Source organism: Streptomyces sp. EDA2-14, assembly GCF_054963755.1.
The window spans coordinates 45814-72427 of record NZ_JBUEGE010000017.1 but is presented as its reverse complement, the minus strand read 5'-3'; the positions used below and the strand labels follow the sequence as shown (position 1 = coordinate 72427).

The window sequence follows — 26614 nt, the reverse complement described above, 5'->3', positions numbered from 1 at the left end:
ACATGTGTGGCATCGCAGGCACCTACCGGTGGCCGGACGGGAAGGTCGTGGCCGACCGGCTCACCGACACCCTCGCCCACCGCGGTCCGGACGGCGCGGGCCGCTACGGGCACCCCGTCGGCGACGGCGAGGTGCAGCTCGGGCACCGCAGGCTGGCCATCATCGACCTGTCCGAGACCGGCGCCCAGCCGATGGTCTCGGACGGGCTCGCCCTGACCTACAACGGCGAGCTGTACAACGCGCCGGAGCTGCGCGCCGAGCTGGAGTCCGCCGGGGTGCGCTTCCGCGGCACCTCCGACACCGAGGTGCTCCTGGAGGCGTGGCGGCGCTGGGGCACGGACTGCCTGCCCCGGCTCCGCGGCATGTTCGCGTTCGGGATCTTCGACGAGCGCACCGGTGAACTGGTGCTCGCCCGCGACCAGTTGGGCATCAAGCCGTTGTTCCTGCTCCGGCGCGGCGGCGGCCTGGTGTTCGCCTCCGAACTCAAGGCGCTCGCCGCCGCGACCGGCGGCACGCTCGAGGTGGACCACGCGGCCCTCGTGGCCTCGCTGCTCTACTACTGGGTGCCGGACTCGCGCTGTGCGTTCCGCGAGGCGGAGAAGCTGCAGCCGGGCAGCTGGATGCGCTTCCGTCCCGACGGGCAGGTGGAGCGCGGCCGGTACTGGAACCTGAAGGACGTCGCCTCCGAGGGCAGACAGCGGGCGCTCGCAGGGGAACAGCCGGACCTCGCCGCCATTGTCGAGGAGTCGACCAAGAGACATCTGCTGTCCGACGTACCGGTGGCGACCTTCCTCTCCGGAGGTCTCGACTCCAGCTACCTCACCGCTCTCGCGGCCCGCCACCAGCCCGGCATCTCCGCCTACACCATCGGATTCCGCGCCGAGGACGCCAAGTTCGAGGCGATGCCCGACGACCTGCGCTACGCCCGGCAGGTCGCCAGGCGGTTCGGTGTGGACCTGCACGAGATCGAGATCGCTCCGAACGTGCTCGATCTGCTGCCGCAGATGACGTACTCCCTGGACGAGCCGATCGGCGACCCCGCCGCGATCAACACGTACCTGATCTGTTCGGCGGCCCGCGAGGCCGGGGTCAAGGTGATGCTCTCCGGGATGGGCGCCGACGAACTGTTCGCCGGCTACCGCAAGCACCTCGCCAACCTGATCGCGCTGCGCTACCAGCGCGTGCCCCGGCCGCTGCGGCGCGGCGTGTTCGCGGCCGTGGACCGGCTGCCCGTCGCCACCTCGCGGCGCGGCCTGCGCTCGGTGCGCTTCGCCAAGCGGTTCCTCTCCTTCGCCGAACTGCCGGAGGAGACCGCGTTCCGGCGCAGCTACACCATGTACGACCAGGACGAGCTGCTCGCCCTGCTCGACCCCGATCTCGCCGGGACCGTCGACGACGTACTGACCGAGCACGCGGACGTCTACGAGGACAACGACCTCGACGACTTCGTCAACCGGATGTGCCTGGGCGACTCCCGGATGTTCCTGCCGGGCCTCAACCTCACGTACACCGACCGCTCCAGCATGGCCGCGTCGACCGAGGTGCGCGTGCCGTACGTGGACGTCGAGGTCGTGAAGGCGGCGTTCACCGTGCCCGGCGACCGGAAGATCGTCGGGCGGCAGGGCAAGGCCGTGCTCAAGGAGGCGGCCACCTCGATCCTGCCCCGCGAGATCGTCTACCGGCCCAAGGGTCTGTTCAGCGCCCCGCTGCGGGCCTGGATGAGCCGGGACCTCGCGCCGCTGGTGCGCGAGGTGATCAATGAGGGCGAGCTGGTCAGGTCCGGGTTCCTGCGCCGCGACGCGCTGCGCAGGCTCGTCGCGGAGGACGCCTCCGGGCAGCGGGACCACTCCAAGCATCTGTGGCACGTACTGACCCTCGAGTACTGGTATCGCGACGCGACCTCTGGGTCCGGCCGCCAGAGCACTCGGTTGACGGCTTAGGAATTTCAGAGGAGTTCGAGTGAAACAGGTTGTTCAGAACTACAAGAGCGGCGAGTTGACGGTGCTCGACGTGCCGGTGCCCGGCTGCAAGCCGGGCGGGGTGCTGGTCCGCAGCTCCTACTCGCTGATCTCCACGGGGACCGAGATGATGAAGGTCTCCGAGGCGGGCATGTCGATGATCGGCAAGGCCCGCTCCCGCCCCGACCAGGTCGCCAAGGTCATGCAGAGCGTCGCGACCAACGGGGTGCCCGCCACCTACCGCAAGGTGATGGGCAAGCTCGACTCCTACACCCCGCTCGGGTACTCGCTGTGCGGGGTCGTCGAGCAGGTCGGCGCCGGCGTCGACGACGTGGCCGTCGGCGACCTCGTGGCCTGCGCGGGCAACGAGCACGCGCTGCACGCCGAGCTGAACTGGGTGCCGAAGAACCTCTACGCGCGCGTACCGGACGGACTCGCGCCGCGGCACGCCGCGTTCGGCACCGTCGGGTCGATCGCGCTGCAGGGCGTCCGGCAGGGGGCGCCGCAGCTCGGCGAGTCCGCGCTCGTCATCGGCCTCGGCCTGATCGGCCAGCTGGTGGTGCAGCTGCTCGCCGCGTCCGGTGTCCGGGTCGTCGGTGTCGATCCCGACCCGGAGCGCTGCGAACTGGCCGAGCGCCAGGGCGCCGCCGCCTGCGGCGACCCGGAGTCCGCCGCCGTGGAGGCGGCCGTCGCCGAACTCACCGAGGGACACGGCGTGGACCAGGTGTACTTGGCGGCGGGCGGCTCAAGCAATCAGCCCGTCGAGCTGGCCGCCCGGCTCTGCCGCGACCGCGGCCGCGTCGTCGACATCGGCAAGTGCCGCCTCGACCTGCCCTGGAACGCGTACTACGAGAAGGAGCTCGACGTCCGGTTCTCCCGCTCGTACGGGCCCGGCCGCTACGACCCGGAGTACGAGCTGGAGGGCCGGGACTACCCGATCGGTTACGTGCGCTGGACGGAGCGCCGCAACCTCGCGTGCTTCCTCGACCTCGTCGCACGGGGCAGCGTCGACGTCGAGCCGCTGATCTCCCACGTGGCCGACTTCGACGACGCCGTCGAGACGTACCAGCGCCTGAAGGACGGCGAACTGAAGGCCGTGACCGCCCTGTTCCGCTACCCGGAGCAGGCGGCGGAGGCCGAGGCTCCCGCGGTGGCGGTGCCCGCCGTGCCCGCCGTGAAGCCGACTCCGGGCCGGGCCGCCAGGACGCCGGTGCGTCTCGCCTTCGTCGGCGCCGGCAACTACGCGACGTCGATGCTGCTGCCGCACCTCGCCCAGCGCGAGGGCGTCGAGCTGTCGACCGTCGTCACCACGACAGCCCTGTCCGCGGCCAACGCACAGCGGAAGTTCGGCTTCGCCGAGGCGACCACCGACCTCGACGCCGTGCTCGGCGACAAGTCCATCGACGCGGTGTTCGTGGTCACCCGGCACAGCTCGCACGCCGATCTGACCCGGCAGGCGCTGCTCGCGGGCAAGACCGTCTTCGTGGAGAAGCCCCTCGCCCTCAGCGAGGACGAGCTGGCCGGGGTGCTCGCCACGGTGGAGGAGTCCGGCAACGACCGCCTCCAGGTGGGCTTCAACCGCCGCTTCTCCCCGCTGCTGCGCGAGGCAAAGCAGCGCTTCGGCGCCCGCACCGGACCCGCGCACCTGCGCTACCTGGTCAACGCGGGACGGCTCGACCACGGCAGCTGGTACCTCCAGCAGGGCACCGAGGGCTCCCGGTTCGCCGGGGAGGGCGGCCACTTCATCGACACGGCGAGCTGGCTGCTCGACGCCGACCCCGTATCGGTGTACGCCACCGCGAGCGGCGGCAACGAGGACCTCCAGGTCGTGCTCCGCTACCCGGACGGCTCCACCGCCACCATCGCGTACGTCACCACCGGCCCCTCCGCCTTCCCCAAGGAGACGCTCGACCTGGTCGCGGACGGAAAGGCGCTGCGGCTCGACGACTTCGTGCGCGCCTCCGTCTACGGCCCCAAGCGGTGGGTCAGTTCGCGGCTGCCCAAGGCCCGGGACAAGGGGCAGAACGCCGAACTGGCCTCGTTCGTCAAGGCCGTGCGGACCGGCGGACCGATGCCCGTGCCGCTGGAGTCGCTCGTCGCCACCACGGCGGCCACCCTCGCCGTGCAGGCGGGCCTGGCAGGCGGTGCGCCCGTGACCCTGGCGGGGCCGCGATGACCATGAGCGCGGGCTGGTACCTGCGGCGCCTCTCCCGGATGGGCCCGCAGGAGGTCGCGGGCCGGGTGGGCGACGCGGTGCGCAGGCGGCGGTGGCGCACGGCGCGGCCCAGCTGCCCGGACGTGAGCGGCGCCCGGTTCACCGCCGTGCTGCCCGCCGGGGCGCTCGCCTCCGTGGCACCGGACGCCGCGAAGCGCCTCGTCGCCGACGCGGACCGGCTGATGTACGGGCACGCCGAGTTCTTCGGCGTGGTCCGCGACGACCTGGTCGACCCGGACTGGTGGTACGACCCGAAGACCGGGCGCCGCGCGCCGTTCGGCTACGCCTTCGGCGTGCCCTACCGCGACGAGGACACCGTCGGGGACATCAAGCAGATCTGGGAGCCGTCCCGGCACCAGTACCTCACCCGGCTCGCCGCCGCCTACGCGGTCACCGGGGACGAGCGGTACGCCGAGCGCGTCGCCGAGCACCTGCGCTCGTGGTGGGCGGCCAACCCGCCGCTGCGCGGCGTGCACTGGATCAGCGGCATCGAGCTGGGCATCCGGCTGCTGTCGTGGGTGTGGGTCCGGCGGCTGCTCGACGGCTGGCAGGGCGCCGCCGCCCTGTTCGAGGACAACGAGGTGGCGCTGCACCAGATCTGGCACCACCAGCGCTGGCTCGCCGCCTTCCCGAGCCGCGGCTCCTCGGCGAACAACCACGTCGTCGCGGAGGCCGCCGGGCAGTTCGCCGCGGCCTGCGCGTTCGACTGGTTCCCCGAGTCGCGGCGCTGGCGGGCGAACGCCCTCAAGTCGCTGGACCGGCACCTGCGCGGCAACACCTTCCACTCCGGCCTCAACCGCGAGCTGGCCAGCGAGTACCACGGCCTCGTCCTGGAGCTGGGCCTGGCCGCGCTCGCCGAGGCGGACGCGGCCGGTGTCGAGGTCCCCGCGACCGTACGGATCGTGCTGCTGCGGATGACCGACGCGCTCGCGGCCGTCGTCGACGGCCGGCTGCGGCCGCCGCGCCAGGGCGACGCGGACGACGGACACGGGCTGATCGTGGACGGCGCGGGCACCGACCGCTGGGCCTCGCTCCTCGCCACGGGCGACGCGGTGTTCGGCCGGCTCGACTGGTGGCCTGCGGCGACCGGCACCGATGTCCGCACACCGCTGCTGGCCGCGCTGATCAAGCCTTTCGGGCACCCGGTGCGGCGCCCTGCGGAGCGACCGGCGCACTTCGCGGACGCGGGGCTCACCGTCCTGCGCGGACAGGGCGACACGGGCGAGATCTGGTGCCGCTGCGACGGCGGGCCGCACGGCTTTCTGTCCATCGCCGCGCACGCCCACGCGGACGCGCTGTCCGTGGAGGTCCGGCACGACGGGGTCGACGTGCTGGCCGACCCGGGCACGTACTGCTACCACGGGCAGCCCGAGTGGCGGGGCTACTTCCGGTCGACCATCGGCCACAACACGCTGGAGCTGGACGGCACCGACCAGTCCGAATCCGGCGGACCGTTCCTGTGGATCCGGCACGCGCGCACCCGCGTCCTGGAGTCGGGCGCGGACCGCTGGTGCGCCGAACACGACGGCTACCGGCCCTCGCTGCACCGCCGCAGTGTCGAACTGCACGAAGAGACGCAGGAGGTGCGGATCGTCGACGAGGTGCGCGGGTCGCGTCGCTCGGCGCGCCTGGCGTTCCACCTCGGTCCCGCGGTCACCGCGGAACTCGCCGGGCACCGGGCCCGCCTGACCTGGACCCGGGACGGCGAGGAGCGCTCCGCCGAGCTCGACCTGCCCGCCGGGCTGTCCTGGCAGGCGCACCGCGGCGCAGCCGAGCCCTCCCCAAGCTCTTCGAGCAGGGGATACCCCATGCTCGGCTGGTACTCCGCCGGATTCGGGCGCAAGCAACCCGCCACCACGCTCATCGGCACCGGACACACCGACGACGCGGGCGAGTTCACGACCGTGCTCAGGTTCCGGGGCTGAGGGGGAGGGGACACGTGGCTATCAAGTGGCGGCACTGGGCGTGGCCCGCGGCACCGCTGGCGCTGGTCGTGCTGACGGCGGCCGGCTGCACGAGCGGCACGCCCGACGCACGGCCGAAGCCGAGCGCGTCCTCGGCCAAGGTCGGCTCCCGGTCACCCGTGGCCCGTGTCTGCGACCAGCCCACGGGCGCCCCCACCAAGGCACCGAAGGGTTCCGTGACGGTCGACCCCAAGGTCGTCGGCGACGTGGAGGCGAAGACCAGGAGCCATCCGGCGGGCACCACGTTCTGGCTGCGCCCCGGCACGCACCGGCTCGCGCCGGAGCGCTACGCCCAGGTCATCCCCAAGAAGGGGAACCGCTACCTCGGCGCGCCCGGCGCGGTGCTCGACGGCCGGAAGGTCAACCAGTACGCCTTCGGCGGCCAGGAACCCGACGTCGTCATCCGCTACCTGACGGTGCGGCGGTTCATCCCGCCGCAGAACGAGGGCGTCGTCAACCACGGTTCGGCCGACGGCTGGAAGATCGAGCACTCGACGATCGAGCGCAACGCGGGCGCCGCGATGATGACCGGCGCCCGCCAGCAGGTCCGCGCCAACTGCCTGCGCGACAACGGGCAGTACGGGGTGAACGGCTACAAGGACGGCGACACCGCCCGCGACCTGGTGATCGAGGACAACGAGGTCGTCGGCAACAACACCGACGACTGGGAGAAGAAGCAGCCCGGCTGCGGCTGCACCGGAGGCATGAAGTTCTGGGCCGTGAACGGCGCGGACATCCGCGGCAACTGGGTGCATGACAACCGCGGATCCGGACTGTGGGCCGACAACAACAACAACGACTTCCTCATCGAGGACAACCTGATCGAGGACAACGACGGCGCCGCGCTGATGTACGAGACCAGCTACAACGCGATCGTCCGGAACAACACGATGCGGCACAACAACTGGGTCGGCAGCCGCAAGTCCGCCGAGCGCGGCGACAGCTTCCCGTACGGAACCGTCTACGTGTCCGAGGCCGGCGGCGAACCACGGGTCAAGGCTCGCACGGACAAGCTCGACTTCTACCGGAACCTCCTGGACAACAACTGGAACGGCATCACCCTGTGGGAGAACTCCAACCGGTTCTGCAACAGCCCCGCCAACACCTCGACCGGTGAGTGCACGCTGCTGGTCAAGGACACCGGCCGCTGCAAGCGGCCGGCGATCGCCAAGCCGCCGCTCTACGACGACTGCCGGTGGAAGACCCAGCGCGTCGACATCCACGACAACCGCTTCGTCCTGAACAAGTCGGTCGTCAGGTGCACCGAGAAGTGCGACCGCATGGGGATCCTCTCCCTCTACGGCACCTACCCGAAGTGGTCGCCGTACAAGGGCACGCGGGTCGGCCTGGCGATCGCCCGCAAGCAGCACAACCGCTGGCACGACAACGAGTACCGCGGCTCGTGGAAGTTCGTCGTCGAGGACCAGAGCCGCGTCGTCGACCGCGACACGTGGCAGGACGCCCCGTACCGACAGGACGAGGGCAGCAGCTTCGGCCGGAAGGCCGGTGGCTGACATGGAACGGGACACCGTCGGCACACCCAAGGGCGTCGGGTTCGTCTGGCTGCTGCTGTGCATCAACACGATGGGCTCCGCCGGCGCGAAGACCATCCTCCCGCTGCCGCGCTCCGTCATCCAGCTGGTCACGATGGGCTCGCTGGTCGCCGCGTTCGCCCTGGCGCTCGCGCTCAACCCGAGGCTGCGCATCCGCCCCAGCGCCTTCGTGTTCCTGCTGACGCTGCTGCTCGTGCCCAGCCTGATCGCCAGCGCGGGGATCGGCCCCGGCGGGCTCTTCCGCTGCGGCCGGCTCGCACTCTTCGTCGGCACCCTGTGGCTCGTGAGCTGCTGGTGGGACGGCAGCCTGACGTTCGTCCGCTACCACATCCGGATGTACGCGGGAGTGCTGCTGACCGTCGTCGGCGGACTGGCCATCTCGCCGGGCGCCGCCATGCCCGAGCTGTACGGCGGGCGGCTCGTCGGCGCCCTGTGGCCGCTGACGCCGCCACAGATCGGCCAGTACACCGCGGTGATCATCGGCCTCACCGTGCTGCTCCTGGTGGGCCGCAGGGTCGACCGGACGAGCGCAGTCGTCGTCATCGTGCCCTCGCTCGTCCTGCTCGCCCTCACCCACACCCGCACGGCCACGGTCGGCCTGCTCGCCGGACTGGCCCTGGCGATCTGCTCGTTGCTGCTCACCAGCGCCGCCGCCCGCCGCTTCTTCGGATGGTCGGTGCTGGTGGTGACGGTGGCCGCGGTGGGATTCGCGGGGGCGCTCCAGGCGTGGTTCCTGCGCGGCCAGACCAAGGAGTACTTCACCAGCCTCACCGGCCGGGCCAAGGTCTGGGACGCCCTGCTGTCGGCGCCCCGGTCGAGCACCGAGGAGTTCTTCGGCACGGGGCTCGGCGACAAGTCGTTCGGCGGCCTGCCGATCGACAACAGCTGGCTGGCCGTCTACAACGAACAGGGCCTGATCGGCGTCACGCTCGTCGCGTCCGTCATCCTCGTGCTCGGCGGCGTCGCCCTGCTGCGGCCGCCGTCGCTGCCGAGGGCCTGCGCGATCTTCCTGATCAGCTACGTCGCGATCTCCTCGTACACCGAGGCGGGACTCGGCGACGCCTCGCCGTACCTGCTGCACCTGGCCCTGGCCGCCACGCTGCTCGCGGTACCGGCCGAGGCCCCCGCGCTCGCGACACCGCCGGTACCCCGACAACACGTCCCGCGCTGGGCCCGGGACCGGGAGGTGAGTTGACCATGCACATTCTCGTGGTGCACAACCGCTACTCCTCGGCGCAGCCGAGCGGGGAGAACAGGGTCGTCGAAGAGGAGGTCGGGCTACTGCGCGCGGCCGGCCACCGCGTCGAGCTGTTCGAGCGGCGCAGCGACGACATCGCGGACCGGTCCCTGCTCGGCAAGGTCGCGGTGCCGCTGCTCGTGCCGTGGAACCCCGCGGTCCGCAAGGAACTGGCCGCCAAGCTCCGTGCCGAGCGCCCGGACGTGGTGCACGTCCACAACGTCTTCCCGCTGCTGTCGCCCGCGGTCCTCGCCGCCTGCGCGGACGCCGGGGTGCCCGCCGTCGCGACGCTGCACAACTACTACCAGGTGTGCCCGCCCGGCACGCTGCAGCGGGACGGCCGGCTGTGCACCGACTGCGTCGGCTCGACGCTGCCGCTGCCCGCGGTCCGGCACGGCTGCTACCGGGGCTCCCGCCTCGCGACGGTGCCGCTCGCGGTCAACCTGACGGTGAACAGGCGGCGTTGGTGGTCGGGCGTCGAGCGGTTCTTCTGCATCTCCGCGGCGCAGCGCGATGTCCTGGTGCGCTCCGGAATGCCGTCCGAGCTGCTGACGGTGAAGCACAACTTCGTGCCCGACCCGGGGGCCTGCAGGGAGGGGGACGGCGAGCAACTGCTGTATCTCGGCCGGCTCGCCGAGGCCAAGGGCGTACGGGCGCTCATGGCCGCCTGGGACATGATCGCCGCCGAGGGCGGGGTGGGTGTGCCGCTCGTGCTGGCCGGCTCCGGGCCGCTGGACCACGAGGTGTCCGCCTGGGCGCAGGGCCGGGACGACGTGCGCTTCGTCGGCCTGCTCGACCCGGACGAGGTCCGCAAGGCCGTCTCCCGGTCGGTCGCCGTGGTGGCGCCCTCGCTGGCCCAGGAGACGTTCGGCCTGGTCGTCGCGGAGGCGATGGCGGCGGGGGTGCCGGCCGTCGCGTCCCGGCACGGCGCGTTCGTCGAGCTCGTCGAGGACGGGACGACCGGTCTGCTGCACCGGCCGGGCGAGCGGACCTCGCTCGCGTCCTGTCTGCGCCGGATCACGGCCGATCCCGCCGCCAACCGGGAGATGGGCCTGGCGGCCCGGCGCCGGTACGAGCAGGGCTTCAGCCCTGTCGTCGGACTCGCGCGCCTGGAAGAGGAGTACCGCTCCGCGATCGCGGGGCGGTCGGAACACAAGGGGGACGAATCAATGGGGGGCAGTAAATGACACAGTGCCGACTCTGCGGCTCGGCGACGCTGGCGAGCGTCGTCGACCTGGGGGCGACGCCGCCGTGCGAGAGCTTTCTCGCGGCGGACCGCCTCGACAGCCCGGAGCCCGCGTTCCCGCTGCATCTGCGGGTCTGCACGGAGTGCTGGCTGGCGCAGATCCCGCCGCTCATCACACCGGAGGAGACGTTCAAGGAGTACGCGTACTTCTCCTCGTTCTCCACGTCGTGGGTGGAGCACGCGCGCACCTTCGTCGCCGACGCCGTACAGCGGGCGGGACTCGGCGCCGAGGACTCCGAGGACTCCGAGGACTCCGAGGGCTCCGAGGCCTTCGTGGTCGAGGTGGCGAGCAACGACGGCTATCTGCTGAAGCACGTGGTGGACCGGGGGATCCGCTGCCTGGGCATCGAGCCGTCCGTCAACGTCGGCGCCGCGGCGCGCGACGCGGGAGTGCCCACGCTCACCGAGTTCCTGAGCCCCGAGACCGGCGCGGCCGTCCGCGCCGAACACGGACCGGCGAACCTCGTCGTGGCCAACAACGTGTACGCGCACATCCCCGACGTCGTCGGCTTCACACAGGGGCTGCGCGCCCTCGTCGCCGACGACGGCTGGGTCTCCATCGAGGTGCAGCACCTGCTGACCCTCATCGAGGAGAACCAGTACGACACGATCTACCACGAGCACTTCCAGTACTACACGGTCGCCGCCGCGATCCGCGCGCTCGCGAGCGGCGGACTCGCCCTCGTGGACGTCGAGTTGCTGCCCACCCATGGCGGCTCCATCCGGCTGTGGGCCCGCCCCGCCGAGGTGGCCGGCGAGCCCTCGCAGCGCGTCGCCGAGGTGCTGGACCGGGAGAAGGCCGCCGGGCTCCAGGAGCTGTCCGGGTACACCGAGTTCTCCGCCCGCGTCGCCAAGGTCCGCCGCGACCTGCTCAAGTTCCTGATCACCGCCGCCGAGGAGGGCAGGTCGGTCGTCGGCTACGGCGCCCCCGGCAAGGGCAACACGCTGCTCAACCACTGCGGCATCCGACCCGACCTGCTCGCCTACACGGTCGACCGCAACCCCTACAAGCACGGCAGGTTCACGCCGGGCACCCGCATCCCGATCCTGCCGCCCGAGCGGATCGCCGCCGACAAGCCGGACTACGTCCTCGTCCTCCCGTGGAACCTGCGGGCCGAGCTCGTCGAGCAGCTGTCCTACGTGCACGAATGGGGCGGTCGCCTCGTCTTCCCCATCCCGGAACTGAGCGTTGTCGAGGTGCCCACGAAAGAGGTAAAGGCATGAAGGTCGTTCTGTTCTGCGGCGGTTACGGGATGCGGATGCGCAGCGGCGCCGCCGACGACGTGCCCAAGCCGATGGCGATGGTCGGCCCGCGCCCGCTGATCTGGCACGTCATGCGCTACTACGCGCACTACGGCCACAAGGAGTTCATCCTCTGCCTCGGCTACGGGGCGCACCACATCAAGAACTTCTTCCTCAACTACGAAGAGACGACGTCCAACGACTTCGTGCTGCGGAACGGACAGGCGGAGCTGCTGTCCAACGACATCGCCGACTGGACGATCACGTTCGCGCAGACCGGCATCGAGTCACCGATCGGCGAGCGGCTGCGCCGGGTCCGCCACCACCTGGACGGCGACGAGATGTTCCTCGCCAACTACGCCGACGTGCTCACCGACGCCCCGCTCGACGAGATGGTCGACCGGTTCGCGCGGCGCGACGCCGGCGCCTCGATGATGGTCGTGCCGCCGCAGTCCTCCTTCCACTGCGTGGACCTCGGCGAGGACGGCCTCGTGGGCGGCATCACCGCGGTCAGCGACATGCCGCTGTGGGAGAACGGCGGCTACTTCGTGCTCCGCCAGGAGGTCTTCGACCACATACCGCAGAACGGGGACCTGGTCGCCGACGGCTGCGCCCAACTCGCCAAGCGGGGACGCCTCGTGGCCCACCAGCACCGCGGCTTCTGGAAGCCGACCGACACCGTCAAGGAACGGGCCGCGCTCGACGCGGGCTACGCGCGCGGGGACCGCCCCTGGGCCGTGTGGGAGCAGGAGCGCACGGAGGTGAGCGCGTGATCCGGCTCGCTGCCGGGCGCCCGCGGCGGATCGTCGCCGTGGGCGCGCACTGCGACGACATCGCCATCGGCGCGGGCGGCACGCTGCTCACGCTGTGCCGCGCGCACCCCGGCATCCGCGTGGACGCGCTGGTGCTCACCGGCGGCGGCACCGAGCGGGAGCAGGAGGAGCAGGCCGCGCTCGCCGCCTTCTGCCCGGGCGCCGACCTGCGCCTGACCGTGCACAAGCTGCCGGACGGCCGGCTGCCCGCGCACTGGGAGGAGGCCAAGTACGCGGTCGAGGAACTGCGCCTGCAGTCCGATCCGGACCTCGTCCTCGCCCCGCGCACCGACGACGCGCACCAGGACCACCGGGGCCTGGCGCGCCTGATGCCCACCGCGTTCCGCGACCACCTCGTGCTCGGCTACGAGATCGTCAAGTGGGACGGCGACCTGGGCCGGATGCAGGCGTACCAGCCGCTCGCGCCGGAGACCGCCGAGGACAAGGTGCGGCTGCTGCAGGAGCACTACGCCTCGCAGCGACACCGGCCCTGGTACGACCGCGAGGCCTTCCTCGGCCTCGCCCGCATCCGCGGCATCGAATGCCAAGAGCGCTACGCCGAGGCGTTCGCCGTCACCAAACTCACGCTCGACCTGGGCGCTCCCGCACCGGGCGCTCTCACTCTGGGGGATTGAACCTTGCGCGTACTACTGACCGGACACCAGGGCTACCTGGGCACCGTCATGGCCCCGGTACTGAAGGCCGCCGGACACGACGTCGTCGGCCTCGACTCCGGCCTGTTCGCCGACTGCGTCCTCGGCCCGAAGCCCGCCGACCCGCAGGGGCACCGGGTGGACCTGCGCGACGTCACCGCCGAGCACGTCGCCGGGGTGGACGCCGTGATCCACCTGGCCGCGCTCTCCAACGACCCGCTGGGCTCGCTGGCGCCGGAACTGACCTACGACATCAACCACCACGCCTCCGTCCACCTCGCCCGACTGGCCCGCGACGCCGGAGTCGGCAGATTCCTGTACGCCTCGACGTGCTCGGTCTACGGCGCGGCCGGCGGCGACGAACTCGTCGGCGAGGACGCCCCGCTGCGCCCCGTGACGCCGTACGCCGAGTCCAAGGTGCGGGTCGAGGACGACCTGCACGCGCTGGCCGACGGCGACTTCACCCCCGTCTACATGCGCAACGCCACCGCGTTCGGCTACTCGCCCCGGCTGCGCGCCGACATCGTGCTGAACAACCTGGTGGGCCACGCCCTGCTCTCCGGTGAGGTGCTCGTCCTCTCCGACGGCACGCCGTGGCGCCCGCTCGTGCACGCCGCCGACATCGCCCACGCCTTCACGGCCGCGCTGACCGCGCCCCGCGAGGCGGTCCACGACCGGGCGTTCAACATCGGCAGCGAGACCAACAACGTCACCGTCGCCGAGATCGCCGAGCAGGTCGCCGAGGCGGTGGACGGGGCGAAGGTGCGGATCACCGGCGAGAGCGGCGCCGACCCGCGCTCGTACCGGGTGGACTTCTCCCGGCTCCGCGCCGCGATCCCCGGCTTCGACTGCGAGTGGACGGTCAAGCGGGGCGCGGGCGAACTCGCCGACGCCTACCGCATGTACGGGCTGAGCCGGGAGGACTTCGAGCGCCGCTTCACCCGTCTCGCCGTGCTGCGCGCCGCGTCCGAGACGGGCGCCGTGGACGACACCCTGCGGTGGGTGCCGTGAGCGCGCCGGGGGCGGAGATGTACGAGCTGGTGGAGCGGCTGTACCCGCTCTGCCGGAGCATCACCGGCGACGGGGTGCGCGCCACCCTGGCCATCGTCGGGGAGCATCTCCCACTGCACGTGCACGAGGTGCCGACCGGAACCCAGGTGCTCGACTGGACGGTGCCGCAGGAGTGGAACATCCGGGACGCGTACATCGCCGACGCGTCCGGGCACCGGGTCGTCGACTTCAACGAGTCGAGCCTGCACGTGCTCGGCTACAGCGTGCCCGTGTCGGCGACGATGCCGCTGGCCGAGCTGCGCGAGCACCTGTACACGATTCCGGAGCGGCCGGGTTGGGTGCCGTACCGCACGAGCTACTACAAGCCGCAGTGGGGCTTCTGCCTGTCGCAGGACACCCTCGACGCGATGCCGGACGGGCAGTACGAGGTGTGCGTCGACTCCACCCTGGAGGACGGGCACCTCACCTACGCCGAGCACGTCGTGCCCGGTGAGGTCCCGGACGAGGTGATCGTCTCCTGTCACGTCTGCCACCCGTCGCTGGCCAACGACAACCTGGCCGGCATCGCCGTGGCGACGTACCTCGCGCGGGAGTTGGCGGAGCGCACCCCGTACTACACGTACCGGTTCATCTTCGCGCCCGGCACCATCGGGGCGATCACCTGGCTCGCCCGCAACAAGGCACGGGTCGACCGCGTCAAGCACGGCCTCGTGCTGGCCTGCGCGGGCGACCCCGGCGACCTGACGTACAAGGAGAGCAGGCGCGGCGACGCGGAGATCGACCGTGTGCTGCGGCACGTCCTCGCCGCGTCCGAACGGCCGCACCGCGTCACCGGGTTCACGCCGTACGGATACGACGAGCGGCAGTACTGCTCGCCCGGATTCGACCTCGGCGTGGGCTCGCTCACCCGGACCCCGTACGCCGGGTACCCCGAGTACCACACGTCGGCGGACAACCTCGACTTCGTCTCCCCGGAGGCGATGGCGGACACGCTCGCCGTCTGCCGCGAGGCGTTCGCCGTCCTGGACCGCAACCGGCGCTACCTCAACCTCAGCCCCTACGGGGAGCCGCAGTTGGGGCGGCGCGGGCTGTACGACGCGCTCGGCGGGCGCAGTGACACCAAGGAGGCCCAGATGGCGATGCTCTGGGTGCTCAACCTGTCCGACGGCGAGCACAGCCTGCTCGACGTCGCGGAGCGGTCCGGGCTGCCGTTCGACACCGTCGCCACGGCGGCCGGTGCCCTGCACGGGGCCGGGCTGATCAAGGCATGACGGACGTGACCACCGAGGAGGAGACGACGAAGCCGACCGCCGCATCCGCCAAGCGGGCCCTCGCCGGGCGGCTCTCCTGGGGCCTCGCCGACCAGGCGGCCTCCAGCATGTCCAACTTCGCGGTGGGCATCTACGTGGCGCGCTCGCTCGGCGTCACCGCGTTCGGCGTCTTCAGCCTGGCCTGGGTGACGTACGGCGTGGTGCTCAACGTCTCCCGCGGCCTGGCCACCGACCCGCTCGTGGTGCGCTTCAGCGGGGTGCCGGAGGCGTCCTGGCGCGGGGCGGTCGCCCGCTGTTCGGGCACCGCGCTGGGAGTCGGCACGGCCCTCGGCGCGCTCTCCGTGGTGCTCGGCCTCGCCCTCGGCGGCCGGGTGGGGCCCGCCTTCGTCTGCCTCGGAGTCGTCCTGCCGGGGCTCCTGCTGCAGGACTCCTGGCGGTTCGCCTTCTTCGCCGTGGGCACCGGGCGCAAGGCGTTCGTCAACGACGTCGTGTGGTGCGTCGCGCTGGTCCCCGCCCTCGTGGCGGCGGACCGCGCGGGCGGCGTGCCCGCGTTCGTCCTCGCCTGGGGCGGATCCGCCGCGGTCGCCGCCGCGTACGGCTGCTTCCAGTCCGGCATCCGGCCCCGGCCCGCCGGGGCGCGCACCTGGCTGCGCGAACACCGCGACCTCGGCACCCGCTACCTCGTCGAGAACGTCAGCAACAGTGGCGGCAGCCAACTGCGCGCCTACGGGCTCGGCGTGATCGTCGGCGTCGGCGCGGTCGGCGTGATCCGCGGCGCCGAACTGCTGCTCGGCCCGTTCATGGCCGTGCTCATGGGGCTCTCCCTGGTCACCGTCGCGGAGGCGGCCCGGGTGCTGCGGCGGGCCCCGCAGCGCTTCCGCACCTTCTGCCTGCTGCTCGGCGGCGGGCAGGCCGTCGCCGCGCTGCTGTGGGGCGCGGCGCTGCTCCTCGTACCGGACCGGGCCGGGGAGTTCGTGCTGGGCGACGTATGGGGCGCCGCCTCGCAGCTCATCGTGCCGGTCACCCTCGGTGTCGCGGGCGCGGGACTCGGCACCGGCGCCGCCGCCGGGCTGCGCGCGCTCGGCGCGGCCAGGCGCAGCCTGCGCGCCCAACTGTTCGCCTCCGCCGCTTACGTCGGCGGCGGACTCGGCGGCGCGGCCGTGGGCGGCACGGTCGGCTCCGCCTGGGGCGTCGCCACCGCCACCGTCACCGGCTCCGCCGTGTGGTGGCTGACCCTGCGGTCCGCCCTGCGCGAGCACCACCACGACACCACCCCCGAAGTGAGGACCACATGACCGCCCACCCCCGGCTGAGCATCGGCCTGCCCGTCTACAACGGCGAGGAGTACCTGGCCGAGTCCCTCGACGCGCTGCTCGGCCAGACCTACGAGGACTTCGAGCTGGTCATCACCGACAACGCCTCGACCGACGGGACCGAGGACATCTGCCGGGCGTACGCCACCCGGGACAAGCGCATCCGCTACATCCGGCTGCCCCGCAACATCGGCGCCGCGCCGAACCACAACTACGTCTTCACGCAGTGCCACGGCGAACTGTTCAAGTGGGCGTCGCACGACGACCTCTACGCCCGCGACCTGCTGCGCCGCTGCGTCCAGGCGCTCGACGAGCACCCCGACGTCGTCCTCGCCCACGCCGACCAGGCCGTCATCGACGAGGACGGCAAGGTCAAGGTCCCGTACGCGTACACCCTCGACACCGACTCGCCGCGCGCGCCCGACCGGTTCCGCAGCATGCTGTTCGAACCCGGCGGCGACGACTTCTACGGAGTGATCCGGGCCGACGTGCTGCGCAAGGTCAAGCCGCACGACAGCTACCACCACGCCGACCGCACGTTCGTCGCCGAGATCGGTCTGCACGGGCCCTTCCACCAGGTGCCCGAGCTGCTGTACTTCCGCCGCGACCACCCGACCCGCGCGGAGCGGGCCAACCCGTCCAAGCGCTCCCGCTGCGTCAACCTCGACCCGCGCAGGGCCGGAGTGCTGCACCCGACCCCCCGGCTGCTCGCGGAGTACGTCCTCGGTTTCGTCTCGGCGATCCGGCGCGCGCCGCTGTCCTCGGCCGAACGGCGCGCGTGCTACCTGCACTTGGCCGCGTGGGCGACCAGCAGGGCCAGGCCGGGCGCGGGGGAGCGGGTCGAGGACCGGGCGCCGGTCGACCCCGCCCAGCTCGACGTGTCCCTCGACGAGATCGTCGCCGGCCGCGAGGGGCGGCGCCCATGAGAGCCGGGCCACGCGTCGGCGTGTTCGGGCTGCTCGGCTCGGGCAACCTCGGCAACGACGGCTCGCTCGAAGCCGTCCTCGGGTACCTGCGCGCCGACCACCCGGACGCGTCCGTGGACGCGCTGTGCGGCGGGCCCGACGTCGTCACGGCCCGCTACGGCATCCCCGCGACACGGCTGCACTGGAACCGGGGCGAGTACCGGACCGCGTCGCGCGCAAGTGCGCTCGCGTCGAAGGGCCTCGGCAAACTCGTCGACGTCGTGCGCACCGCCGCCTGGGTCCGCCGGCACGACGTGGTGATCGTGCCCGGCATGGGCGTACTGGAGGCGACCCTGCCGCTGCGGCCCTGGGGGTTCCCGTACGCCCTGTTCCTGCTCTGCGCGAGCGGCCGGCTGCTCGGCACGAAGGTCGCGCTGGTCGGCGTCGGCGCCGCCGAGATCCGGGTGCCCGCCACCCGGTTCCTGGTCCGCTGGTCGGCCCGGCTCGCCGCCTACCGCTCGTACCGCGACGAGCAGTCCCGCGACGCCATGCGGGCCATGGGCGTGGACACGAAGCGCGACCGCGTCCACCCGGACCTCGCGTTCGCCCTGCCGACGCCGCGGGCCACGGCGGAATCCGGCACGGTCTGCGTCGGCGTCATGGACTTCCACGGCGGCAACGACGACCGCGCGCGGGCCGAGGAGATCCACCGGCGCTACGTCGAGGGGATGATCCGGTTCGTCCGCGCACTGGTCGACGACGGCAGGCGCGTCCGGCTGCTCACCGGCGACGCCTGCGACGTGGCGGTGGTCGAGGCGATCCTCGAAGCGGTCGACTCGCCGCAGGTCACCGCCGCCGAGACGGCCTCACTTGCCGACCTCATGAAGGAGACGGCCGCCGCCGACACGGTGGTGGCGACCCGGTACCACAACCTGATCTGCGCCCTGAAGTCCGGCACACCCACGCTCGCCCTCACCTACGCGGCGAAGAGCGACGCGCTCATGGCCCGCATGGGCCTCGGCACCTACTGCCACCCCGCGCGCGAGGTCGACGCCGACCGGCTGCTCGAACAGTTCCGGGAGGTGGAGAAGCGCTCGGCGGAGCTGCGGCAGACCCTCACCGAGCGGGGCGAGGCCGTGGCACAGGAACTCGCCGAGCAATTCACCGACGTGAGCGCAGCCCTCTTCCCGACGACACACCGGACACCCGCCCCCGCGCACCCGGAGGACCGATGAAACTGACCGAAGTCCCGGAGATCGCCGGGGCGTTCCTGCTCGAACCGACCCCGCACGCCGACGAACGCGGCTTCTTCTGCCGCACCTTCGACGCCGACGTGCTCCGCTCGGTGGGCCTCGACCCGAACGCCTTCATCCAGGACAGCGTGTCCCGCTCCGTGCGCGGCGTGCTGCGCGGCATGCATCTGCGCTCCGGCAAGGGCGAGGCCAAGCTGGTGCGCTGCTCCTACGGCAGGATCTTCGACGTCGTCGTCGACCTGCGCCCCGACTCTCCGACGTACCGCAATCGAGCCACCTTCGAACTGTCCGGCGAGACGCAGGTGAGCCTCTACATCCCGGCGGGGTGCGCGCACGGTTTCCAGGCGCTGACCGAGACCGCCGACACCTCGTACCGGATCGACCGGCCGCACGACCCCACGGAGGACGTCACCATCGCCTTCGACGACCCGGAGCTCGCCATTCCCTGGCCGCTGCCGATCACGTCGATGTCCAAGCGGGACCGGGAGGCGCCGAGCCTCGCCGACGTCCTGAAGCAGAAGGGGAGTTGAGGTGCCCATGGAAGAATTCGACCTGCCCAGGTCGCGGTCGGCGAACGAGCGGCTGCACGGCATGATCCCCGGCGGCGCGCACACCTACGCCAAGGGCGACGACCAGTACCCCGAGCACCTGGCCCCCGTCATCAGCCACGGCCGCGGCGCCCACGTGTGGGACATCGACGGCAACAGCTACATCGAGTACGGCTCCGGGCTGCGCTCGGTCAGCCTCGGCCATGCCCACCCGCGGGTGAACGAGGCGGTGCGGCGCGAGATCGACCGCGGCGCCAACTTCGTGCGGCCGTCCGTCATGGAGGTCAGGGCCGCGGAGCGGTTCCTCGCCACCGTGCCGACCGCCGACATGGTGAAGTTCGCGAAGAACGGCTCCGACGTCACCACCGCCGCGGTGCGCCTCGCCCGCGCCGCCACCGGGCGGCTGCGCGTGGCCATCTGCGCCGACCACCCGTTCTTCTCCGTCGACGACTGGTTCATCGGCACCACACCGATGTCCGCGGGCATCCCGACGTCGACCACCGACCTCACGGTGTCCTTCCCCTACGGGGACCTGACGGCCACCGAAGAACTCCTCACGCGGTACGAGGGCGAGATCGCATGCCTGATCCTCGAACCCGCCGCCCACACCGAGCCGCCGCCCGGCTACCTCGAAGGACTGCGCGCCCTCACCTACAAGCACGGCTGCGTCCTCGTCTTCGACGAGATGATCACTGGTCTGCGCTGGTCCGCGGCGGGCGCCCAGGGACTGTACGACGTCGTCCCCGACCTCTCCACGTTCGGAAAGGCACTGGGCAACGGCTTCGCGGTCTCGGCCCTGGCCGGACGCCGCGAACTGATGGAGCGCGGCGGGCTCCGCCACCAGGGCGAGCGGGTCTTCCTGCTCTCCACGACACACGGCGCGGAGACCCACTGCCTGGCGGCCGCGATGGCCGTGCAGAGCACCTACGTGGAGGAGGGCATCACCGCGCGGCTGCACGCCCTCGGCGAGCGGCTGGCCGCCGGGGTTCGCGAGGCCGCGTCGAGCATGGGCGTCGGTGACCACGTCGTCGTGCGGGGCCGGGCCAGCAATCTGGTGTTCGCCACCCTCGACGAGCAGGGGCAGCCCTCGCAGGAGTACCGCACTCTGTTCCTGCGCCGACTCCTCCTGGGCGGGGTCCTCGCCCCGTCGTTCGTGGTGAGCAGCGCGCTCGACGACGAGGACATCGACCACACCGTGGACGTGGTGGCCGAGGCATGTGCCGTGTACCGCAAGGCGCTCGACGCCGGTGACCCCACGCCGTGGCTGGCGGGACGGCCCGTGAAGCCGGTGTTCCGCCGCAAGGCGTGACCTCAGCGGCGCGCTGGTCGACCGGTGTCTGCCAACCGGTCGACCAGCCACGCCGCCACCGGAACCAGCGCCAGCGCGGTGCACCAGCCGCCCAGCACATCGGTGGCGTAGTGCGCGCTCAGGGCGACCTCCGCCCACCCCATGACGGCGCCCGCGACCAGCCCCGCCCCGAACACGAACAGCACACCTGCCGCTCTGCTCATGCCGAGCCGGCCGGCCATCAGCAGCGCCACCACGAGGGCGAGCGCGGTGAGGAAGGCGGTGTGCCCGCTCGGGTAGGACAGGTTCTCCGGGCCGTGGATGGTGCGCCCCACCACCGGCTTGAGGGCCGTCCCCGTGCCCACGGTCAGGGCGACACCCACCATGACGAGCGCCGCCGCGCGGGGCCACCGCAGCAGCAGACACCACACCACGGCGGCTGCGACGAGTATCACCGAGCCCACGGGTTCCCCCAGGAAGTCGATGGTCAGCCCGACCGCCCGCCACGGCGGGCCCACGCTGTCCGCCGTCGGATCGACGAGCCACCGGTCGAGGCGGCCCGGCTCGCCGTGCCCCGCGTACATGACGCCGATCGCGACGGCCACGAGCGCGGCGAGGCCGGCGATCAGCATGAGGGGCGCGCGCAGCGCCGGGGGCAGCACGGGCGGCGGATGCCCGGAGACCGCCTGCTCGTGGCCACCGCGGCCCGGTTCCGCTTCCGGCTCTGCTCCTGCCAGGTGATCCAAGGCGAGCCCCCCCCGTCGTGTCCGACCCAACTTCCAGCGACCCTAACCGCCCTGTGCATGCTGCACCCCGCCAACTCGCCAGGCGGGTGGCGGAGTTGAAGGGGAGGGGGAGTGGGGGTCGTGGTGAGGGTCGGGTGTGTCGTGGCGCGGGGGTAGGCTCATGAGCCGTCGGTGTGTTTCGCCGACCGTTCTCTGACGGTTTCTGACGGGAGGGTGCTGGGATGCCCCGGAGTGTGCCCCTCCCCACCCCTGAGCGGGTGGCCGAGACGGCCTGTCACGTGTCGGAGCTGCTCGACGTGCTGTACGGGCGCGGCCAGGAGGCCGCCGCGGCGGGTCCGCTCCCGCCCTCGCAGTTCCGGGCGCTGGCGGTGATCGGGGAGCACGAGCGGGTGAATCAGCGGACGCTGGGCGAGGCCCTCGGCTCCCGGCCGTCGTCGGTGAGCCGGCTGTGCGACCGGCTCGAGGCCGCGGGTCTCGTGGAGCGCCTCGCCAGTACGACCAGCCGCCGCGAGGTCGACCTGCGGCTGAGCCGTCGCGGCGCCGCCGTCCTCGACGACTTCCGCGCTTCGCGCGCGCGGGAGATCGCGGAAGTGCTGGAGACCATGTCGCCGACCCACCTGCGCACCCTCGCCGAAGGGCTGGAGCAGTTCGAGCGTGCGGCCGCGGCGCACATCGGTCCGAGCGCTGGTCGGGCGGAAGCGCAGGGGGCGGCCGAGGCCACGGCCTGACAGGGCGTGGCGGGGCGGAGTGCGGCGCCGCGATCGGTGCCGAGCGGGTGCGTGGACGGGATACACTGCCCCAATCATTTGCCGTACGGCAACATTCCCGTGCATTGACGTTCCCGCCCGGCAGCCGGTATCTCTCCCCACCCATCGAAGAAGGCTGCCGTGACGCATTTCCTCGCCGCGGAGCGCGCTGTCCGCACCGCCGCGCCGTTCGATCTCCTGGATACCGTGCGGGCGGCGCTGACCGGGCACTACGCGGCCCTGAGCGTCGACCTGCTGCTGGCCGACTACGGCCTCACCGTGCTGCAGCCGGTGACGGAACTGCCGCACACCACCGAGCCGCTGCCCGTGCACGCCAGCCCCGCGGGCCGCGCCTTCGCGAGCCAGGACCCGCACAGCCGCACCGTCGGCGACGGGGGAGCGGTCGACCTGTATCTGCCGGTGACCGTACGGGGCGACCGGCTCGGCATTCTCTGCGTGCGCGTCCCCGAAGAGAGGTGCACCGCGCAGGACGTGGAGGAGCTGACCGCCCTCGCGGAGATCCTCGGCCACGAGATCGTCGTCGCGGACCGGGACACCGACGTCTATCTGCAGGCCCGCAGGGCGAGCCGGCTCACCCTGGCCGCCGAGATGCAGTGGCAGTTGCTGCCGGGGCGCGCCTACACCCGTACGGAATACGCGATCGGCGCCCAGCTGGAGCCCGCGTACGCCATCCACGGAGACAACTTCGACTGGGCGGCGACCGGCGAGACGCTCACCCTCACCATCACGAACGGCATGGGCGAGGGGATCGCCGCCTCGCTCCTGACCAACCTCGCCGTCAACGCGCTGCGCAACGCCCGGCGGGCCGGCATCGGCATCGCCGACCAGGCGGCCCTGGCCGACCAGGCGCTCCACGCCCAGCACCGCGGGGAGCAGTACGTCTCGACGCTGCTCCTCTCCTTCGAGGTGGCGACGGGCCGTGTGCAGGTGGTGGACGCCGGATCGCCCCAACTGTGGCGGCAGCGGGGCAGGGAAATCGAGCGGATCCCCTTCGAGGCGCAGCTGCCCCTGGGGATGTTCGAGGAGACCGACTACGTCGCGCAGGAGTTCACGGTGCTGCCGGGCGACCGCCTGCTGTTCGTCAGCGACGGTGTCTACGACGCGCTGTCCGCGGCGGGGGAGGCGTACGGGGAGAAGATGCTCTCGCGTGCGATACAGGCCGCCCGTCTGCTCCCTGCGTCCGCCGTGCCCGGGGCTGTGCTCCGGGAGTTGGCGACGCATCTGAACACCGATGCCGATGACGACGCACTCGTGGTCTGCCTGGACTGGACAGGCCGCGCGGGTTGACGGTTGCCCCGAGTGCCCCCAGCATGCAACTGTTGCCGTATGGAAACTGTCAGGCTTTGGGTTGCGCTCGGAGCAGGGCAAGTCCATTGATCACAGCGTCGTTTGCTGTCCCCAGACTCGTAGCGAAGGGTGGTGGGGGCCCGTCTCTGCCGGGCCCCAAGTGATGGTCTCCTCCACGGAGCCGTTGGGCCCCCACGACACGGCATCCACCCCTGGACCGGATACGTCGCACCCGATGCTGACGGTGAGCCCGGTCGGCCGCATCCTGTCCTGCAACGACCAGGCGCGGGCCCTCCTCGACGGAGTACGGGTCGGCGCCCTCCTGGTGGACACGGTGCCCGCCTGGCTGGCCGACGCCCACAGCGACGTCCTCATGGGCGCGGGCGACGGGCCGCCCGTCGTGGCGTGCGGCCGCGTCGGCGAGCGCACGGTGGAGGCCTTTCCCAGCCGCGGCACGAACGGCACGGTGTCCTGGTGGCTCGTCGACGACAGCGATCTCCGCTTCGCCCGCGAGCAGTTGACCAGCGAGCGGACCCGCTCCCGCCTCCTCCAGGAGGCCTCCAACGAACTGCTGGCCTCCCTGAACGTGGACCGGTGCATGGAGGTGACCGCCTCGCTCGCCGCCGAGCACCTCGCCGACGCGGCGGTCATCGTCGGCGTCGGCAGCGGCCGGACGCACCCGGTGGTCTGGGCGTGCGACGGCCGTGTCACGCGGGGCCGCATCGCCGTGAACACCGACGAACTGCCCGGCCTCACCGAGGCTTTGCTGGGATTTCCCCCGGTGCCCTCCCGGTGGATCGACCCGGCCCAGATGCCCGCGTGGGCCGTCCCCGAGGGCTTCACCGGGCACCCGGCCGACATCGGTTCGGTGGCCGTGGTGCCGCTCCCCGGCCACGGGCTGCCCGCGGGCGCCGTCGTACTGATGCGCCACAGCAAGGAAACGGCGTTCACCGAGAGCGAGGAGGCCTTCGCCCGGCTGTTCGCCGCCCGCGCGGGAGCGGGCCTCTCGGCCGCCCGGATCCATGCGGAGCAGACACACATCACCAGCGTCCTCATGCAGGAACTGCTGCCGCCGGCCCTCGGGCGGACCCAGGGCATCGACTTCTCCGGCCGCTACCGCCCCTCGGCGGCGAGCGAGCGGGTGGGCGGCGACTTCTACGACGTGTACGCCGCGGACAGCGAGGACGGCGAGGCGTTCGCGGTACTGGGCGACGTGTGCGGCAAGGGGCTGGAAGCGGCCGTCCTGACCGGGAAGATCCGCAACACCGTCCAGGCGCTGCTGCCCTTCGCGGCCGACCACGCCCGCGTACTGACCCTGCTCAACAACGCGTTGCTGACCTCGCACCACACGCGCTTCGCGACGATGGTGTTCGCGTCCGCGGTGCGCAGGCAGGGCCGGGTGCGGCTGCGGCTCACCAGCGGCGGACACCCCGCGCCCCTCATCCTGCGGGCCGACGGCCGCGTCGAGGAGGCCAGGACCCGCGGCACGCTCGTCGGTGTGCTGCCCGAGATGACGGTGGACACGGCGACGGTCGTCCTGGAACCGGGGGAGACCTGTCTGATGTACTCCGACGGCATCACCGAGGCGTACGGCGGCCCGTTGGGCGACCGCATGTTCGGGGAGGAGCGGCTGCGGTCCGTGCTCGCCGAGTGCGCCGGGCTGCCGGCGGACGCCGTCACGGAACATGTGCACATGGTGGCCGCCCAGTGGGTCGGCGACGGCCCCCACGACGACATGGCGCTCCTGGCGATCACCGCACCACGATCCACCCACCTCACCGCGGTGGACGGACACACCAGGGGCAGGTTCACCGCATGACGACGGACACGGCCGAGGAGTCACTGGACTGCGGCGCGCTGCGCGAGGAGTTGTGGGACGCCGCGATCGGCTGCGACGACACACGCGCCGTGGCGTTGGTGTCCCGGGCCGTCGGCGAGGGTGAACCCGCGCAGGTGTCGGCCGCGGCAGAGCGCGTCCTCCTCGACCTGATCGCGCCCGTCCAGGCACGCGTGGGCGTGGAGTGGGCGGCGAACACGATCTCGGTGGCACAGGAGCACGCGGCCACCGCCATAAACGAACGGTGCGTCAGCGCGGTCGCGGACCTGGCCGCCCCCGCGCCGGACGCCCCGGTCCGGGGCCGGGTGACGGTGGCGTGCGTCGACGGGGAATGGCACGCCCTGCCCGCCCGCCTGGTCACCGAAGTCCTGCGGCTGCGCGGCTGGGGCGTCGACCACCTCGGGGCGCAGGTACCCACGGAGCACCTCGTCGCCCACCTCCATCAGCGCGCCGCCGACGCCGTGCTGCTCTCCTCGTCGATCCCCTCGCACCTGCCCACCGCCCACGCCGCGATCAGTGCCTGCCAGGCCGCCGGTGTCCCGGTGATGGTCGGCGGCGCCGCGTTCGGACCGCAGGGCCGCTACGCACACCGGATGCGGGCCGCGTGGGCAGCCGACGCCCGCAGCGCGCACACCCTCCTGGAACGCGGGCTCCCACGCCCGTCCGTGGCGGCGGCCCGGCTGCCCGACCTCGACCTGCCGCACCTCAGCGACCAGGAATTCACCTTCGTCAGACAGTCGAAGCGACGGCTGATCAAGCAGATCCTCGTCGACGTCGAGAGCGCCTTCCCGCCCATGCGCGCCTACAACACGTACCAACTGGAGCGCACGACCGAGGACATCGACCACATCGTCACCCACCTCGGCACCGCCCTGTACGTCGACGACGCCGAACTGTTCAGCGGGTTCATCACCTGGACCGCCGACATCCTCCGCAGCCGCGGCGTCCCGTCCCGAAGCCTGCTGCCGGCCCTCGACTCGCTGCTGAACCAGCTCAACGACTTTCCGCGCGCCACGGCCGTCCTGACCGCGGCCCGCGAAGCCCTGACCGCCCCCCGACCCGGACACCCCGCATGACCTTCTACGCAGCCCTGAACGTGACCACTGTCGGGATCTCCGGCGGCGTACTGACCCTGCGGGCAGCAGGGGCGCTCGACCACGACAGCAGCGGCCACCTCACTCATCACGTCACCAGGGCGCTGGTCGAGCACCCCGCCACGCGCACCGTGCTCCTGGACTGCGCCGATCTGCACACCGTCGACCCCATGGGCCTGTCCGTCCTCCTGTCGCTGCGCCGGCGCCTCGACGGACTCGGGGCCACCCTGCGCCTGACCCAACGTTCCGCTCGACTGGACCGGTTCCTGGACGTGACCGGAACCTTCGACCACCTCGTGGGCGAGACCGGACCGACGACGGTCGACCAGGAGTCGGGCGTCGCCGAAACGAAGCCCCCTCAGCGCGAGGACACCTCACACTGAGGGGGCACAGGGCCGAGCGCCTCTCAGTCGT

At 72.0% G+C, this 26614-nt stretch carries 22 protein-coding genes; 21 read left to right on the top strand and 1 reads right to left on the bottom strand.

Translation table 11 applies throughout. The annotated features are described in order from the left end of the window. Nucleotides 1-2: 2 nt before the first annotated feature. The 16 genes from asnB to ACY34M_RS31190 are packed head-to-tail and all read left to right on the top strand — an operon-like array spanning nucleotide 3 to nucleotide 20490. A complete protein-coding gene (asnB, locus tag ACY34M_RS31265; protein ID WP_462721783.1) occupies nucleotides 3-1940 on the top strand; it encodes an asparagine synthase (glutamine-hydrolyzing) in 1938 nt (645 codons plus the stop codon). A 19-nt stretch (nucleotides 1941-1959) separates the two neighbouring features. After that, nucleotides 1960-4134: a bi-domain-containing oxidoreductase gene (locus ACY34M_RS31260; RefSeq protein WP_462721784.1), complete on the top strand. Its 2175-nt coding sequence runs from the start codon at nucleotides 1960-1962 to the stop codon at nucleotides 4132-4134. After that, nucleotides 4131-6098, top strand: coding sequence for an alginate lyase family protein (locus tag ACY34M_RS31255; RefSeq protein WP_462721785.1), 1968 nt, complete (start codon nucleotides 4131-4133; stop codon nucleotides 6096-6098). Before ACY34M_RS31260 ends, ACY34M_RS31255 begins: the two co-directional genes overlap by 4 nt. A 14-nt stretch (nucleotides 6099-6112) precedes the next feature. After that, nucleotides 6113-7651, top strand: coding sequence for a right-handed parallel beta-helix repeat-containing protein (locus ACY34M_RS31250; protein ID WP_462721786.1), 1539 nt, complete (start codon nucleotides 6113-6115; stop codon nucleotides 7649-7651). 1 nt (nucleotide 7652) lies between these two features. Continuing rightward, entirely contained in the window at nucleotides 7653-8885 is a 1233-nt protein-coding gene (locus tag ACY34M_RS31245) for an O-antigen ligase family protein (protein WP_462721787.1), read from the top strand. A 2-nt stretch (nucleotides 8886-8887) separates the two neighbouring features. Continuing rightward, nucleotides 8888-10114 (top strand): glycosyltransferase family 4 protein, encoded by a 1227-nt coding sequence (locus ACY34M_RS31240; RefSeq protein ID WP_462721788.1) that lies wholly within the window; start codon nucleotides 8888-8890, stop codon nucleotides 10112-10114. Beyond that, nucleotides 10111-11397, top strand: a complete 1287-nt coding sequence (locus ACY34M_RS31235; RefSeq protein ID WP_462721789.1) for a class I SAM-dependent methyltransferase — start codon at nucleotides 10111-10113, stop codon at nucleotides 11395-11397. Before ACY34M_RS31240 ends, ACY34M_RS31235 begins: the two co-directional genes overlap by 4 nt. Continuing rightward, a complete protein-coding gene (locus ACY34M_RS31230) occupies nucleotides 11394-12188 on the top strand; it encodes a glycosyltransferase family protein (protein WP_462721790.1) in 795 nt (264 codons plus the stop codon). The genes ACY34M_RS31235 and ACY34M_RS31230 overlap by 4 nt, the downstream gene beginning before the upstream one ends. Next, nucleotides 12185-12862, top strand: coding sequence for a PIG-L deacetylase family protein (locus ACY34M_RS31225; protein ID WP_462721791.1), 678 nt, complete (start codon nucleotides 12185-12187; stop codon nucleotides 12860-12862). The genes ACY34M_RS31230 and ACY34M_RS31225 overlap by 4 nt, the downstream gene beginning before the upstream one ends. Nucleotides 12863-12865: 3 nt before the next feature. Then, on the top strand, nucleotides 12866-13891 hold the full coding sequence (locus ACY34M_RS31220; RefSeq protein ID WP_462721792.1) for an NAD-dependent epimerase/dehydratase family protein: 1026 nt from the start codon (nucleotides 12866-12868) through the stop codon (nucleotides 13889-13891). Between the two features lie 17 nt (nucleotides 13892-13908). Then, nucleotides 13909-15162, top strand: a complete 1254-nt coding sequence (locus ACY34M_RS31215; RefSeq protein ID WP_462721830.1) for a DUF4910 domain-containing protein — start codon at nucleotides 13909-13911, stop codon at nucleotides 15160-15162. Next, nucleotides 15159-16457: a hypothetical protein gene (locus tag ACY34M_RS31210; protein WP_462721793.1), complete on the top strand. Its 1299-nt coding sequence runs from the start codon at nucleotides 15159-15161 to the stop codon at nucleotides 16455-16457. The genes ACY34M_RS31215 and ACY34M_RS31210 overlap by 4 nt, the downstream gene beginning before the upstream one ends. Beyond that, the gene (locus ACY34M_RS31205) at nucleotides 16454-17401 is read left to right on the top strand and encodes a glycosyltransferase family 2 protein (RefSeq protein ID WP_462721794.1); all 948 of its coding nucleotides are present in this window, start codon (nucleotides 16454-16456) and stop codon (nucleotides 17399-17401) included. The genes ACY34M_RS31210 and ACY34M_RS31205 overlap by 4 nt, the downstream gene beginning before the upstream one ends. Beyond that, the gene (locus tag ACY34M_RS31200; protein WP_462721795.1) at nucleotides 17398-18615 is read left to right on the top strand and encodes a polysaccharide pyruvyl transferase family protein; all 1218 of its coding nucleotides are present in this window, start codon (nucleotides 17398-17400) and stop codon (nucleotides 18613-18615) included. Before ACY34M_RS31205 ends, ACY34M_RS31200 begins: the two co-directional genes overlap by 4 nt. Next, the gene (rfbC, locus tag ACY34M_RS31195; protein ID WP_462721796.1) at nucleotides 18612-19163 is read left to right on the top strand and encodes a dTDP-4-dehydrorhamnose 3,5-epimerase; all 552 of its coding nucleotides are present in this window, start codon (nucleotides 18612-18614) and stop codon (nucleotides 19161-19163) included. Before ACY34M_RS31200 ends, rfbC begins: the two co-directional genes overlap by 4 nt. Before the next feature lies 1 nt (nucleotide 19164). Further along, nucleotides 19165-20490, top strand: a complete 1326-nt coding sequence (locus ACY34M_RS31190) for a glutamate-1-semialdehyde 2,1-aminomutase (protein ID WP_462721797.1) — start codon at nucleotides 19165-19167, stop codon at nucleotides 20488-20490. A gap of 2 nt (nucleotides 20491-20492) precedes the next feature. Here ACY34M_RS31190 and ACY34M_RS31185 read toward each other — a convergent pair whose 3' ends face one another. After that, nucleotides 20493-21101 carry a phosphatase PAP2 family protein gene (locus tag ACY34M_RS31185; RefSeq protein ID WP_462721831.1) on the bottom strand — a complete coding sequence of 203 codons (609 nt, stop codon included), beginning with the start codon at nucleotides 21099-21101 and terminating at the stop codon, nucleotides 20493-20495. Nucleotides 21102-21436: 335 nt separating this feature from the next. Between ACY34M_RS31185 and ACY34M_RS31180 the strand changes: the two genes are divergently transcribed. The 5 genes from ACY34M_RS31180 to ACY34M_RS31160 all read left to right on the top strand — a co-directional run bounded on the left by ACY34M_RS31180 (nucleotide 21437) and on the right by ACY34M_RS31160 (nucleotide 26583). Further along, nucleotides 21437-21943 carry a MarR family winged helix-turn-helix transcriptional regulator gene (locus ACY34M_RS31180; protein ID WP_462721798.1) on the top strand — a complete coding sequence of 169 codons (507 nt, stop codon included), beginning with the start codon at nucleotides 21437-21439 and terminating at the stop codon, nucleotides 21941-21943. 159 nt (nucleotides 21944-22102) lie between these two features. Then, nucleotides 22103-23269 carry a PP2C family protein-serine/threonine phosphatase gene (locus tag ACY34M_RS31175; RefSeq protein WP_462721799.1) on the top strand — a complete coding sequence of 389 codons (1167 nt, stop codon included), beginning with the start codon at nucleotides 22103-22105 and terminating at the stop codon, nucleotides 23267-23269. 235 nt (nucleotides 23270-23504) lie between these two features. Then, nucleotides 23505-25088 (top strand): PP2C family protein-serine/threonine phosphatase, encoded by a 1584-nt coding sequence (locus ACY34M_RS31170; protein WP_462721800.1) that lies wholly within the window; start codon nucleotides 23505-23507, stop codon nucleotides 25086-25088. Beyond that, a complete protein-coding gene (locus ACY34M_RS31165) occupies nucleotides 25085-26182 on the top strand; it encodes a cobalamin B12-binding domain-containing protein (RefSeq protein ID WP_462721801.1) in 1098 nt (365 codons plus the stop codon). The genes ACY34M_RS31170 and ACY34M_RS31165 overlap by 4 nt, the downstream gene beginning before the upstream one ends. Continuing rightward, nucleotides 26179-26583 carry an STAS domain-containing protein gene (locus tag ACY34M_RS31160; protein WP_462721802.1) on the top strand — a complete coding sequence of 135 codons (405 nt, stop codon included), beginning with the start codon at nucleotides 26179-26181 and terminating at the stop codon, nucleotides 26581-26583. Before ACY34M_RS31165 ends, ACY34M_RS31160 begins: the two co-directional genes overlap by 4 nt. The last annotated feature ends 31 nt before the right edge of the window (nucleotides 26584-26614 follow it).

Coding starts and splice junctions, on each gene's coding strand:
- asnB (WP_462721783.1), top strand. CDS start 3: ATGTGTGGCATCGCAGGCACCTACCGGTGGCCGGACGGGAAGGTCGTG.
- ACY34M_RS31255 (WP_462721785.1), top strand. CDS start 4,131: ATGACCATGAGCGCGGGCTGGTACCTGCGGCGCCTCTCCCGGATGGGC.
- ACY34M_RS31245 (WP_462721787.1), top strand. CDS start 7,653: ATGGAACGGGACACCGTCGGCACACCCAAGGGCGTCGGGTTCGTCTGG.
- ACY34M_RS31240 (WP_462721788.1), top strand. CDS start 8,888: ATGCACATTCTCGTGGTGCACAACCGCTACTCCTCGGCGCAGCCGAGC.
- ACY34M_RS31235 (WP_462721789.1), top strand. CDS start 10,111: ATGACACAGTGCCGACTCTGCGGCTCGGCGACGCTGGCGAGCGTCGTC.
- ACY34M_RS31230 (WP_462721790.1), top strand. CDS start 11,394: ATGAAGGTCGTTCTGTTCTGCGGCGGTTACGGGATGCGGATGCGCAGC.
- ACY34M_RS31215 (WP_462721830.1), top strand. CDS start 13,909: ATGTACGAGCTGGTGGAGCGGCTGTACCCGCTCTGCCGGAGCATCACC.
- ACY34M_RS31210 (WP_462721793.1), top strand. CDS start 15,159: ATGACGGACGTGACCACCGAGGAGGAGACGACGAAGCCGACCGCCGCA.
- ACY34M_RS31205 (WP_462721794.1), top strand. CDS start 16,454: ATGACCGCCCACCCCCGGCTGAGCATCGGCCTGCCCGTCTACAACGGC.
- ACY34M_RS31200 (WP_462721795.1), top strand. CDS start 17,398: ATGAGAGCCGGGCCACGCGTCGGCGTGTTCGGGCTGCTCGGCTCGGGC.
- rfbC (WP_462721796.1), top strand. CDS start 18,612: ATGAAACTGACCGAAGTCCCGGAGATCGCCGGGGCGTTCCTGCTCGAA.
- ACY34M_RS31185 (WP_462721831.1), bottom strand. CDS start 21,101: ATGCTGATCGCCGGCCTCGCCGCGCTCGTGGCCGTCGCGATCGGCGTC.
- ACY34M_RS31180 (WP_462721798.1), top strand. CDS start 21,437: ATGCCCCGGAGTGTGCCCCTCCCCACCCCTGAGCGGGTGGCCGAGACG.
- ACY34M_RS31170 (WP_462721800.1), top strand. CDS start 23,505: ATGCTGACGGTGAGCCCGGTCGGCCGCATCCTGTCCTGCAACGACCAG.
- ACY34M_RS31165 (WP_462721801.1), top strand. CDS start 25,085: ATGACGACGGACACGGCCGAGGAGTCACTGGACTGCGGCGCGCTGCGC.
- ACY34M_RS31160 (WP_462721802.1), top strand. CDS start 26,179: ATGACCTTCTACGCAGCCCTGAACGTGACCACTGTCGGGATCTCCGGC.